Source organism: Pseudomonas sp. MYb185, from assembly GCF_002979975.1.
In the GTDB taxonomy this organism is placed as follows: Bacteria; Pseudomonadota; Gammaproteobacteria; order Pseudomonadales; family Pseudomonadaceae; genus Halopseudomonas.
Window position 1 is genome coordinate 129,423 of the sequence record NZ_PCQD01000003.1, and the last position, 12,924, is coordinate 142,346.

At 63.7% G+C, this 12,924-nt stretch carries 11 protein-coding genes; 7 read left to right on the forward strand and 4 right to left on the reverse strand.

Features of this window, described 5'->3' with window-relative positions:
* Positions 1-72: 72 nt before the first annotated feature.
* On the forward strand, positions 73-1,662 hold the full coding sequence (locus CQ007_RS05505) for an ABC-F family ATPase (RefSeq protein WP_105643965.1): 1,590 nt from the start codon (positions 73-75) through the stop codon (positions 1,660-1,662).
* 77 nt (positions 1,663-1,739) lie between these two features.
* On the opposite strand, the gene CQ007_RS05510 is transcribed toward CQ007_RS05505, so the two are convergent.
* Positions 1,740-2,120 carry a DUF6746 family protein gene (locus tag CQ007_RS05510; RefSeq protein WP_105643967.1) on the reverse strand — a complete coding sequence of 127 codons (381 nt, stop codon included), beginning with the start codon at positions 2,118-2,120 and terminating at the stop codon, positions 1,740-1,742.
* Between the two features lie 239 nt (positions 2,121-2,359).
* On the opposite strand from CQ007_RS05510, the gene CQ007_RS05515 reads away from it, so the two are divergent.
* From CQ007_RS05515 to CQ007_RS05540, 6 genes are all read left to right on the forward strand, one after another.
* A complete protein-coding gene (locus tag CQ007_RS05515) occupies positions 2,360-2,563 on the forward strand; it encodes a PA3496 family putative envelope integrity protein (RefSeq protein ID WP_105643969.1) in 204 nt (67 codons plus the stop codon).
* A gap of 141 nt (positions 2,564-2,704) precedes the next feature.
* Positions 2,705-4,534: an ATP-binding protein gene (locus CQ007_RS05520; protein ID WP_105644491.1), complete on the forward strand. Its 1,830-nt coding sequence runs from the start codon at positions 2,705-2,707 to the stop codon at positions 4,532-4,534.
* A 2-nt stretch (positions 4,535-4,536) separates the two neighbouring features.
* Entirely contained in the window at positions 4,537-5,931 is a 1,395-nt protein-coding gene (locus CQ007_RS05525) for a sigma-54 dependent transcriptional regulator (RefSeq protein ID WP_105643971.1), read from the forward strand.
* 310 nt (positions 5,932-6,241) lie between these two features.
* The gene (gene dctP / locus CQ007_RS05530; RefSeq protein WP_105643973.1) at positions 6,242-7,234 is read left to right on the forward strand and encodes a C4-dicarboxylate TRAP substrate-binding protein DctP; all 993 of its coding nucleotides are present in this window, start codon (positions 6,242-6,244) and stop codon (positions 7,232-7,234) included.
* Between the two features lie 100 nt (positions 7,235-7,334).
* The gene (locus CQ007_RS05535; RefSeq protein ID WP_105643975.1) at positions 7,335-7,976 is read left to right on the forward strand and encodes a TRAP transporter small permease; all 642 of its coding nucleotides are present in this window, start codon (positions 7,335-7,337) and stop codon (positions 7,974-7,976) included.
* Positions 7,973-9,253 carry a TRAP transporter large permease gene (locus CQ007_RS05540; protein WP_105643977.1) on the forward strand — a complete coding sequence of 427 codons (1,281 nt, stop codon included), beginning with the start codon at positions 7,973-7,975 and terminating at the stop codon, positions 9,251-9,253. The genes CQ007_RS05535 and CQ007_RS05540 overlap by 4 nt, the downstream gene beginning before the upstream one ends.
* 65 nt (positions 9,254-9,318) lie before the next feature.
* On the opposite strand, the gene CQ007_RS05545 is transcribed toward CQ007_RS05540, so the two are convergent.
* The 3 genes from CQ007_RS05545 to CQ007_RS05555 all read right to left on the reverse strand — a co-directional run bounded on the left by CQ007_RS05545 (position 9,319) and on the right by CQ007_RS05555 (position 12,871).
* Positions 9,319-10,452, reverse strand: a complete 1,134-nt coding sequence (locus CQ007_RS05545) for a glycerate kinase (protein WP_105643979.1) — start codon at positions 10,450-10,452, stop codon at positions 9,319-9,321.
* Positions 10,452-11,810, reverse strand: a complete 1,359-nt coding sequence (locus tag CQ007_RS05550; RefSeq protein ID WP_105643982.1) for a GntP family permease — start codon at positions 11,808-11,810, stop codon at positions 10,452-10,454. Before CQ007_RS05550 ends, CQ007_RS05545 begins: the two co-directional genes overlap by 1 nt.
* 128 nt (positions 11,811-11,938) lie before the next feature.
* Positions 11,939-12,871: a LysR family transcriptional regulator gene (locus CQ007_RS05555; protein ID WP_105643984.1), complete on the reverse strand. Its 933-nt coding sequence runs from the start codon at positions 12,869-12,871 to the stop codon at positions 11,939-11,941.
* Positions 12,872-12,924: the final 53 nt, after the last annotated feature.

Genomic DNA, 12,924 nt, shown 5'->3' on the forward strand with positions numbered 1-12,924 from the left:
CCCATAGCCAGTACAATGCGCCGCCGCCATTCAGTGCGGACTCCACCCTTTTTCTTCCCGCAGGATATTTCCTTGATCTCCACCGCCAACATCACCATGCAATTCGGCGCCAAGCCGCTGTTCGAAAACGTTTCCGTCAAATTCGGCAACGGCAACCGTTACGGCCTGATCGGTGCCAACGGCTGCGGCAAGTCGACCTTCATGAAAATCCTCGGCGGCGAACTGGAGCCCTCCGGCGGTCAGGTCATGCTGGAGCAGAACGTGCGCCTGGGTAAGCTGCGTCAGAACCAGTTCGCCTACGAAGAGTTCAGTGTCATCGACACCGTGATCATGGGTCATGAAGAGCTGTGGCGGGTAAAGGCCGAGCGCGATCGCATCTATTCGCTGGCGGAAATGAGCGAAGAAGACGGTATGGCGGTGGCCGAGCTGGAAACCGAATTCGCCGAGATGGACGGCTATACCGCCGAGTCCCGCGCCGGCGAGCTGCTGCTGGGGCTGGGTATCCCGCTGGATCAGCACTTCGGCCCGATGAGCGAGGTCGCGCCCGGCTGGAAGCTGCGGGTACTGCTGGCCCAGGCGCTGTTTTCCGATCCCGATGTGCTGCTGCTCGACGAGCCCACCAACCACCTGGATATCAATACCATCCGTTGGCTCGAGGATATTCTCAAGACCCGCAGCAGCACCATGATCATCATTTCCCACGACCGCCACTTCCTCAACAGCGTGTGCACGCACATGGCGGATCTGGACTACGGTGAACTGCGCCTGTTCCCCGGCAACTATGACGAGTACATGACCGCCGCCACCCAGGCCCGCGAGCGCCTGTTGTCGGACAATGCCAAGAAGAAGGCCCAGATCGCCGAACTGCAGCAGTTCGTCAGCCGCTTCTCGGCCAATGCGTCCAAGGCCAAACAGGCCACCAGCCGGGCCAAGCAGATCGACAAGATCCAGCTGGATGAAGTCAAACCCTCGAGCCGGGTCAGCCCGTTCATCCGCTTCGATCAGCACAAGAAGCTGCATCGCCAGGCGGTGACTCTGGAGAAGGTCAGCCAGGGTTACGATGGTGAAGTGCTGTTCAAGAACCTCAGCCTGCAGATCGAAGCCGGCGAGCGGGTAGCCATCATCGGTCCCAACGGTATCGGCAAGACCACCCTGTTGCGTACCCTGGTCAATGACATGCAGCCGATGGCCGGCGAGGTGAAATGGGCCGAAAGCGCGGACATCGGCTATTTTGCCCAGGACCACGCCGATGACTTCAAATATGACTGCACGCTGTTCGAGTGGATGGCGCAGTGGACCCAGGGTGGCGAACAGCTGGTACGCGGCACCCTCGGCCGCATGCTGTTTTCCAACGATGACATTCTCAAGTCGGTGAAGGTGATTTCCGGTGGCGAGCAGGGTCGCATGCTGTTCGGCAAGCTGATCCTCAAGCGTGCCAACGTGATGCTCATGGACGAGCCGACCAACCACCTGGACATGGAATCCATCGAGGCCCTGAACCTGGCGCTGGACAACTACCCCGGCACGCTGATCTTCGTCAGCCACGACCGCGAGTTCGTCAGCTCACTGGCCACCCGGATCATCGAGCTGTCCGCCGATGGGGTGACCGACTTCAGCGGCAGCTACGATGATTACCTGCGCAGCCAGGGCGTGCTCAACTGAGCGACAAGCCCCGCGCCGCCTGCTCGACCATGGGTCGCGGGCGTTGCGCAGGGACAGGATAAGCGGCTGCGGTCAGCTCACTTCACCAGTAGGCGGGTGGTTTCCAGGTAAACCTGGCCACGTGTCTTGACGGTCTCGGGCTGGTTGGTCTCCGAGGCGACATGCACCTCTTCGAGTACTTCCGCGGTCTGTTCCAGCTCTGCCTGGATCTTGTGCAGCGCGTTCTCCAGGGTATAGGTCAGTTGATGGACCTCATGCAGATCCATCGGCGTCAGCTCATCCTTTGCCAGCAGCGCATCGAGTTTGGCGTTGTACTCGCTGAGGTTGGTTACCGCTTGCTCCAGGGTATCCGCCGGCTCCCCCTTGAAGTGGGCAGGGCGCTCAGCAGATTGAGCCCAGCCCGCGGCACTCAGGCTGAGAGCGATGATACCGGCGAACAGGCGAAATGAAGTCTGCATGGTTGATCCTCCTTGGCAGGGCCCGACAGGGGCAGAAGCAAGACCATACAATTAATGATAATTGTTCGCAATTATTGCCAGCCTTGTCTCCTGCGGCAGAGCGACGCAGGGTCATTTCGACGCCACCCAGCAAGCGCTGAACGCTGACACCAAATCGCCGCAGGACTGTCATCAGCCGGTCACCTGTGGTCCTCCATGATGGATGTGCCCAACCATCCACTGTTTCAGGAGGCTGCAGCATGGCTTTTGATCCAGACTTTGCAGGTGAATCCGTAAAAAGCGTGCGCAACGAGCGTCGCCGGCAGCAAGACAAGAAACGCATGGCCTATCGACGAGCCATCGAAGACTACCGCGAAGCCCAGGCACTGAATACCCAGTTGCGCGACTTCCCGGAACTGCTGGGCCGCCATGGCCATGGCACGCTGTCCCGGCCCACGCTCTGACTCGGATGCCGGACACCCGCACCGGGAAGCGTGGCTTGCGCTGCTGAAGGGCGTTCTCAACACCAGCGCCTGAGCCGAGGAGCTGGCGCCGAGATGTGGGAGGGGCTCTTTACCAGCGCCGCAAACGTGCATAATGCAGCGATGGACCAGACTCTTCCCTCGCATGCCCCGGCAACCAAGAATCCGCACCGCCCGCGCTGGCGCAGCCTGGTGCTATTGGCGCTACTGCTGGCGCCGTTGCTGTGGCCGGTGCAGCATCTGGCCGAGCGCTACTACCGCGGTGTGCTGATCGAACAGAACCGCCAGACCCTCGATCTGTACATCGCCAACCTGCTCGGCACCCTGCGCCGCTTCGAGGTACTGCCGCAGATCCTCGGTGACCTGCCGGATCTGCGCGCCGCCCTGCATGCCCCCGAGGATACCCCGACGCTGCAGCAGGCCAACCGGTTGCTGGCGCAGATCCGCGAGCAGACCGGTGCCGATGTGATCTATCTGCTGAACCCCGAGGGCCACACCCTGGCCGCCTCCAACTGGGACCAGCCCGATACCTTCGTCGGCGGCAACTTCGACTTCCGCCCCTATTTCCGCGAGGCGCTGTCCGGCCAGTTGGGACAGTTCTTCGGCCTCGGCACCACCTCCGGCAAGCGCGGCTACTACTTCGCCTACGCGGTGCACGAACAGGAGCGCAAGATCGGTGTGCTGGTGGTCAAGGTCGATCTCGACCATACCGAAACCCTGTGGGGCAGCACCCCCGAGCAGTTGATGGTTACCGACAGCAATGGCGTGGTCATCCTCACCTCGCGCCCCGAGTGGCGCTTCCATGCCAGCCGCCCGCTGAGCGAGGACGAACGCGCCGGCATTGCCGCCAACCAGCCCTATCCGACCCAGTCGCCACGACCGCTGCCACTCGACCCGGGCGCCTGGCTGGTGCAGAACAGCCATCTGCCGGAAACCGGCTGGACGGTCAGTATCATGGCGCCGCGGCTGCTGCTCGACCGCCCGGTGCGCACCGCTCTGGCGGTGGGCGGCGCCACCTTGCTGGTACTGCTGCTGCTGTTCAGCCTGCTGATACTGCGCCGCCGCCACTATCTCGAACGCATTGCCCTCGACGCCCGTGCCCGCGCCGAACTGGAGCAACGCGTCCTGGAACGCACCCTCGACCTGGAGCAGCTCAACGACCGGCTCAAGCAGGAGGTGCTGGAACGCGAACAGGCCCAGCAGGAGCTGGTGCGCGCCCAGGACGAACTGGTGCAGGCCGGCAAGCTGTCAGCATTGGGTACCATGAGCGCCAGCATCAGCCACGAACTCAACCAGCCGCTGGCGGCGATCCGCAGCTATGCGGAAAACGCCGCCACCCTGCTCGACCACCAGCGCGCCGACGATGCCCGCACCAACCTCGGACTGATCAGCGAGCTGACCGGACGCATGGCGTCGATCATCTCCCACCTGCGTGCCTTCGCCCGCCGTGATCGCCATGCCCCGGAACGGGTCGCCCTGCAACCGGCACTGGATGACACCCTGGCGCTGCTGGCCAAGCGCCGCCGGGAGCTGGACGTGGAACTGAACCGCGACCTGCCGGAGGCGACCATCTGGGTCCAGGCCGGCGAGACGCGCCTGCGCCAGGTGCTCGGCAACCTGCTCGCCAATGCCCTCGACGCCCTGAGCGAGAAGGCGCCACCGCGGCGTATCTGGATCAGCACCGAGCAGCAGGGCGAGCACATCCACCTGCTGCTGCACGACAACGGCCCCGGTTTTTCCGACGATGCCCTGGCCCACGCCCGCGAGCCGTTCTTCACCACCAAGACCAGCGCCCAGGGCCTGGGCCTCGGCCTGTCCATCTGCGAGACCCTGATGCGCGCCTTGGGCGGCGAACTGCTGCTGGCCAATCATCCGGACGGCGGCGCGCTGCTGACCCTGCGTCTGCGCCTGGCCAGCCCGGGTGTCAATCTCCAGCCCACCGAGGATCTCTGACCATGACCAGCGACAGCAGTATCGGCAACTCTATCCAGGTGGTGCTGATCGACGACGACGCCCACCTGCGCCAGGCGCTCAGCCAGACCCTCGACCTGGCCGGACTCAAGGTGCTCAGCCTTGGCGACGCCAGAGGCCTGGCCGCGCGCATTCCGCGTGACTGGCCCGGCGTGCTGGTCAGCGATATCCGCATGCCCGGCCTCGACGGTCTGCAACTGCTGCAACAGCTGCATGAGCAGGACGCCGAGCTGCCGGTACTGCTGATCACCGGCCACGGCGACGTACCGCTGGCGGTCCAGGCCATGCGCGCCGGCGCCTACGACTTCCTGGAAAAGCCCTTCGCCAACGACACCCTGCTCGACAGCGTGCGCCGCGCCCTGGCCCTGCGCCAACTGGTGCTGGACAACCGCAGCCTGCGCCTGGCGCTGGCCGACCGCCAGGAACTGACCGCCCGGCTGATCGGCCAGTCACCGGCCATGCGCCGCCTGCACGAGCAGATAGGCGCCCTGGCCGGGATCAACAGCGATGTGCTGATCCTCGGCGAGACCGGCACCGGCAAGGAAGTGGTGGCCCGCGCCCTGCACGACCTGTCCAGCCGTCGCAACGGCCCCTTCGTCGCCATCAATGCCGGCGCCCTGGCCGAGTCGGTGGTGGAAAGCGAGCTGTTCGGTCACGAGCCGGGGGCCTTCACCGGTGCTTCGAAGCGCCGTATCGGCAAGTTCGAGTTCGCCAACGGCGGCACCCTGTTCCTCGACGAGATCGAGAGCATGAGCCTGGAGGTGCAGGTCAAGCTGCTGCGCCTGTTGCAGGAACGGGTGGTCGAGCGCCTCGGCGGCAACCAGTCGATCGCGCTGGATATCCGCGTGATTGCCGCGACCAAGGAAGACCTGCGCCAGGCCGCCGACCAGGGCCGCTTCCGCGCCGATCTGTACTACCGGCTGAACGTCGCACCGCTGCGTATTCCGCCGCTGCGTGAGCGCGATGAAGACCCACTGCTGTTGTTCCAGCATTTCGCTACCGGCGCCAGCACCCGCCATGGCCTGCCGGACCGCGAGCTGCAGGCCGGCCAGCGCGCCATGCTGCTGCGCCATGCCTGGCCGGGCAATGTGCGCGAACTGCAGAACGCCGCCGAACGCTTCGCCCTGGGCCTGGACCTCGAACTGGAACCCGGGCAGGATGGCCTGGCCGACAGTGCCACGCTGAGTGGCAACCTGGGTGAACAGGTGGAGGCCTTCGAGCGCGCCCTGATCGCCGCCGAACTGGGGCGTCCGCACAACTCCCTGCGTAGCCTGGCCGAGGCCCTCGGCATTCCGCGCAAGACCCTGCACGACAAACTGCGCAAGCATGGACTGAACTTCGCGCCGGCTGGCGGAAGCTCGCCAGAAGACCTCGACTGACCGGCGGGTTCCCGCCAAACAGCCCGGCGTCCACGCTTTATCGCACCGCCCCCGGCCAATACCACCGCATCACGCCAGGCCTGATGCTGCCTGGCCTGGCGGCTTTTCTCCAGGCTTTCCCGCGCCACCAACGGCGGACTGGCACATCCCTTGCTCTTAGCTTTGACCGGGCGACATCAGCGAGTCCGTTCAGGCCACCAGCATCGTCGACTGCCATTTTTCGACAGGGCGCCTGAACCCAGCCTCGTTCGCCCTTAACGGTTCGGCGCCACGGCGCCAGATGCCACTAAAAACAAGAGGAAGCATTCACATGTTCAAACTGACTGCCAAGGCGCTGGCTTGCGCCCTGACGCTGAGCTTGGCTGGCCTGGTCCAGGCCGCTCCCATCTCCATCAAGTTCTCCCACGTGGTTGCCGAGCATACGCCCAAGGGCCAGGGCGCACTGCTGTTCAAGAAGCTGGTCGAAGAGCGTCTGCCCGGCCAGGTGACCGTTCAGGTCTACCCGAACTCCTCGTTGTTCGGCGACGGCAAGGAAATGGAAGCGCTGCTGCTCGGCGACGTGCAGATCATCGCCCCGTCGCTGGCCAAGTTCGAGCATTACACCAAGCAGATCCAGATCTTCGACCTGCCGTTCCTGTTCGACGACATCGAGGCCGTCGATCGCTTCCAGCAAAGCCCGGAAGGCCTGGCACTGCTGACCTCCATGGCGGACAAGGGCATTACCGGCCTTGGCTACTGGCACAACGGCATGAAACAGCTGTCGGCCAACAAGGCGCTGCATGAACCCAAGGACGCCCGCGGCCTGAAGTTCCGCGTACAGGCCTCCGCCGTGCTCGACGAGCAATTCAAGGCACTGCGCGCCGCACCGCGCAAGATGAGCTTCGCCGAGGTCTACCAGGGCCTGCAGACTGGTGTGGTCAACGGTGCCGAGAACCCCTACTCGAACATCTACAGCCAGAAGATGCACGAAGTGCAGAAGTACATCACCGAGTCCAACCACGGCGTGCTGGACTACATGGTGATCACCAACACCAAGTTCTGGGATGGTCTGCCTGAAGATATCCGCAATGAACTGAGCGCGATCCTCGCCGAAGTCACGGTGGAAGTGAACAAACAGGCCGAGGAGCTGAACCAGGGTGACAAGCAGCGCATTCTCGCGGCCGGCACCACCGAGGTCATCGACCTCACTCCCGAGCAACGTGAGCTGTGGCGCGATGCCATGCGCCCGGTGTGGAAGAAGTTCGAAGGCCAGATCGGTGCCGAGCTGATCCAGGCCGCCGAACGGTCCAACCAGGCCGACTGAAACCGGTCGGGCGGCGCTGCGTCAGGACTGCACGCAGCGCCGCAGGCTCACGGGCTTAGCCCCTCTCTTTTATTGACCGTTCCCCTGACGGAGACCCCGCATGAACCCTGTCGCTCGTGCCTGGAACCAGTTGGAGGAGGTCCTGGTGTGCATCCTGCTTGCGGGAATGACACTGGTCACCTTCATCTACGTGCTACTCAACAACCTCTATTCGGTGTTCTATTCCCTCGCCGACACGATTCCGTTCGCCGAGGATGCGCTGTTCTCGATCGGCGATGGCATTCTCTATCTTGCCCAGGAAATGACCTGGAGCATCGCCCTGTCCAAGGCCATGTTCGGCTGGCTGATCTTCATCGGCCTGGCCTGGGGTGTGCGTCTTGGCGCGCACATCGGTGTCGACCTGCTGGTACGCAATTTCACCCTGGGAGCGCAGAAAGCCGTCGCCCTGATCGCCGTCGGTATCTGTCTCGCCTACTGCGCGCTGATGGCCTACTCCAGTGAGGAATGGGTAGCCGCACTGCTGCGCGCCGGCATCGGTGCCGAAGACCTCGATCGCTTCGGCGTCATGCAGTGGCATATCGTGATGATCGTGCCCATCGGTTTCGGCCTGATGTTCCTGCGTTTCCTTCAGGTGTTCGTGCGCATCCTGCGCAATCAGCAATTGGGCCTGGGCGGCCACGGCGAAGCCGAAGATGCCCTGAAACTCGCCACAGAAAACAAGGCCGAGGGGACCAAACCATGACCATTGCATTCCTGTTCATCGCCCTGTTCGCGCTGATGTTCATCGGCATCCCGGTGGCGATTTCCCTCGGTCTGTCCGGGGCCATGACCATCCTGATGTTCAGCAACGACTCGGTACGATCACTGGCGATCAAGCTGTTCGAAAGCAGCGAGCACTACACCCTGATGGCAATTCCGTTCTTCCTGCTGGCGGGCGCCTTCATGACCACCGGCGGCGTGGCCCACCGGCTGATCGACTTCGCCAACGCCTGCGTCGGCCACATCAAGGGCGGCCTGGCCATCGCCGCGATCATGGCCTGCATGCTGTTCGCCGCGTTGAGTGGCTCCTCGCCGGCCACCGTGGCCGCCGTGGGCTCCATCGTCATCGCCGGCATGGTGCGCTCCGGCTACAAGCAGGACTTCGCCGCCGGTATCGTCTGTAACGCCGGTACCCTGGGCATCCTGATCCCACCGTCGATCGTCATGGTGGTGTATGCCACCGCCACCGAGACCTCGGTCGGCAAGCTGTTCATGGCCGGTGTGGTGCCGGGCCTGCTGCTCGGCGTGTTCCTGATGGTGACCATCTACATCCTCGCCCACGTCAAGGACATGCCAGCACTGCCGCGCGCCTCCTTCCAGGAAGTGCTACGCACCGGACGCCGCGCCATCTGGGGCCTGCTGCTGATCGTGATCATCCTCGGCGGTATCTACTCGGGCATGTTCACGCCCACCGAGGCCGCAGCGGTCGCGGCGATCTATGCGGCCTTCGTGGCGATCTTCATCCACCGGGACATGACCTTCCGCCAGTGCCCCAGGACGGTGGTCGAGGCCGGCAAGCTCAGCGTGGTGCTGATGTTCATCATCGCCAACGCCATGCTCTTCGCCCATGTGCTGACCACCGAGCAGATCCCGCAGTCGATCACCGCCTGGGTGGTGGAGCAGGGCTTCAGCCCCATCGAGTTCCTCATCGTGGTCAACATCGTGCTGCTGGTCGCCGGCACCTTCATGGAGCCGTCGGCGATTATCCTGATCCTGGCGCCGATCCTGTTCCCGATTGCCATGCAGCTGGGCATCGACCCGATCCACCTGGGTATCATCATGGTGGTGAACATGGAGATCGGCCTGATCACGCCACCGACCGGACTCAACCTGTTCGTCACCTCGGCGGTCACCGGCATGCCGCTGACCCGCACCATCAAGGCGGTATCGCCATGGCTGCTGGTGATGCTGGCGTTCCTGATACTGGTTACCTACGTGCCCTTCATATCCCTGGGCCTGCCCGAATGGTTGGGCATGTAGCACAGGTACTCTCCGCAGTTATGCACTTTGCCCGGCCTCAGCGCCGGGCTTTTTTTGCCTGATTGTTACCTGGCTGCCAGGCGCCAGAAGCGCGCCAGGTCGGCCGCCCGCGCGGCCAGCTCCACCGCCGCATCACGGCAGGCCTGCTCCAGACTGAGTGGGCCCGGCGTCAGGCTGAAGGCGGCGTCGATACCAGCGTCGTACAGCCTCTGATACCCCTCGCCGAGGCTGCCGGCCAGGGCGATCACCGGCACTCCGGCAGCCTTGGCGATGCGCGCCACGCCCACCGGGGTCTTGCCGTGCAGGCTCTGGCCATCCAGACGGCCTTCGCCGGTAATCACCAGATCCGCCCCCTGCACTGCCTCGGCCAGACCGGACAGCTCGGCCACCAGCTCGATACCCGGCCGAAACGCTGCACCCAGTACCGCCTTGGCGGCAAAGCCCAGGCCGCCAGCGGCACCGACACCCGGTAGCTCGCGCACATCCTCGCCCAGCGCGGCAGCCATCACATCGGCAAAATGCCCGAGTGCGCGGTCCAGCTCTTCTACCTGTTCAGGATTGGCCCCCTTCTGCGGGCCGAATACATGGGATGCGCCGCGCGGGCCGCACAGCGGATTATCCACATCCGCAGCCACCAGCACTTCGACACCTGCCAGGCGCGGGTCCAGTCCGTCCAGTTCGAGGCGCTGCAGATTGGCCAGGGCAGCACCACCGGCGGCCAGTGGTCGACCGTGGCCGTCCAGCAGGCGTACGCCCAATGCTTCCAGCACCCCGGCACCGCCATCGTTGGTGGCACTGCCGCCGATACCGAGAATGATGCGCCGGGCGCCGGCATCCAGCGCCGCGAGTATCAACTCGCCGGTGCCGTAGCTGGTGGTGATGCGGGCATCACGCAGCGTCGGCTCGACCCAGTGCAGGCCGCTGGCGGCGGCCATCTCGATCACCGCCTGGCCATCCTCCAGCCAGCCCCAGTGCGCCTGCACCGGCTGGCCCAGCGGGCCGCGCACGGTGAGTTCACGACGCTCTCCGCCGGTGGCAGCCAGTACCGCATCGACGGTGCCCTCACCGCCATCGGCCATCGGGCACAGGCGGATGTCGGCCTGTGGGTAGACCGTTTGCCAGCCCTGGGCGATGGCACTGGCGACCTGCTGGGCACTGAGGCTTTCCTTGAACGAGTCGGGCGCGATCACCAGTTTCATCACAGCAGCACCAGACTCAGCAGCCATACGGTGATGATGCCCACCACACCCTGGATCAGCGTGGCCATGGTCTGCGCCTGATAGGCGGTAGCCACCTTCATGCGGCTGAACTGGGTCACTACCCAGAAGAAGCTGTCATTGGCGTGGGATACGGTCATGGCCCCCGAGCCAATGGCCATGACCGTCAGTACCCGACCCATTTCGCTGTCCAGTCCCAATTGACCGAGCATGGGTGCAACCAGTGCCGAAGTGGTCACCAGCGACACCGTGGTCGAGCCCTGGGCGGTCTTCAGCGCGGCGGCGACGACGAAGGGCATGAACAGGCCGATGCCCAACGACGACAGCGTCTGACCCAGATAATCGCCCAGCGGGGTGGCACTGAGGATCGTACCGAAGGCGCCCCCAGCGCCGGTGATCAACAGGATCGGCGCCGCGGCGACAATGCCCTCCGCGATCCGGTCATGGAACTCCTGACGCTTGTTGTCCGACTTGAGCAGGGTGCAGGCCAACCCCAGACCGATGGCCAGGGCGAAGATTGGCTGACCGAGGAAGGCGATCAGGGTATACAGCCAGCCTTCGCCCAACGGACGGGCCGGCAGCGCCGCCACGGTACCCAGGCAGATCAGGGCAATCGGCACGAAGATCGGTGCAAAGGCCTTGGCCGGGCTCGGCAATACGCCATAGCTGTCGCGCATCGCCTGATAGTCATTGCTGTCCATGATCGGTGCACCATCGTCTTCCAGCTCGATGTCCTTGCCGATGAAACGGTTGGCCCACAGCATCCCGGCCATGGCGGTAACGAAGGCCACCAGCAGACCGATCAGGATCACCAGACCCAATCGCGATTCCAGACCCAGGTTGCCGGCCGCGGCAATCGGGCCGGGGGTCGGCGGCACGAAGGTGTGGGTGGCGTACAGGCCGGTGGCCAGGGCCACGCTCATTGCCACCACCGACACCTTCATCCGTGCGGCCAGGGCGTTCTTCAAGGAGTTGAGAATGACATAGCCGGAGTCGCAGAACACCGGGATCGACACCAGATAGCCGATGATCGACATGGTCAGCGTGGGAAAGCGTTCGCCCAGCACGCGAATCACCGTTTCCGCCATGGTGATGGCAGCGCCACTGCGCTCCAGGATCACACCGATGATGGTACCGAAGGCGATCACGATACCGATGTAGCCGAGGATACCGCCAAAGCCGCGAGCGATATGCCCGGCGATCTCCAGGGTCGGCAGCTGGTAGGCGAATCCGGCCAGCAGTGCGGCAGCGAGCAGGGCCAGGAACGGATGCAGTTTGAGGCGGGTTGTCGCCAGGATGATAAAGACAATCAGCGCGATCAGAATCAGGACCAGACCCATTATCGTATTTCCTATTGTCAGTCAGGGAGCGTTGCAGCTAGCTAATGGAACATTCAAGCACAGCCGTTTCGAAACTGTTAGCAAGTATGACGAATTAGGCAGCCTGGGGCACTGGAGGTAAATGAAACCTAGCCAAAAGGCTCCGCCAAGCGCTTGACCAGCGCCCGCTCGTCACGCAGGAAGCTGAGAAATGCCTCTGCCACCGGACTGAGTCGCTTACCCCGGGCATGTACAGCGCACCAGCTGCGAAACAATGGCAGGTCAGTGAAGTCCAGCCGCGCCAGTTGTCCATTACGTAGCCAGGCCGAGGCGCTATGCGCCGAGACCAGGCCGATACCCAGGCCGGCGATTGCCGACTGCACCACCGTCTCGCCCGAGCCCATCTGCATCATCTGCTGCAGATGCACACGCTTTTGCTGGAAAAACTCGTCACAGGCCTTGCGCACCCCCGAGCCGACCTCACGCAGCAGCACCATATGCGACTCCAGCTCGGCCAGATTGAGCTTCTGGCGACCGACCAGTGGATGGTCCGGTGCCGCCACGGCGATTACCGGGTTGTTCAGGAACGGGAAGAAATCCAGCGCCCGATCCGCTGGCACCATGCCCATCAGCACCACGTCATCGAGGTTGTCCCGCAGCCGGCGGATCACCTCGGAGCGGGTGCTGACCTCCAACCGAAAGCTGACCTGGGGATAACGCTGGCGAAAAGCCGCCAGCAGATGCGGGGTCAGATACTGGATGCTGCTGGCCACCGCCAGGCGCAGTTCGCCATGCAGGGTGCCCTGCAACGCGGACAGCTGCATGTCGAGGATTTCCAGGCGGTTGAAGATATCGCCGCTGGCCGCCAGCAGACTGTTGGCGGCGTCGGTCAGGTACAGCTTGCGACCCACGTATTCGAACAGCGGCTGACCTACCAGTTCTTCCAGCTGGCGCATCTGCAGACTCACCGCCGGTTGGGTCAGGGCCATTTCCTCGGCCGTGCGGCTATAGGACAGATTGGCGCACAGACTGCGGAATACCTGCAGTTGGCGCAGCGTCATGCGCTGCAGTTCCTTACGCATTTCTTGCACCTGCTGATGATGAATTCACCACATATTAGTTATTACTTATGGCT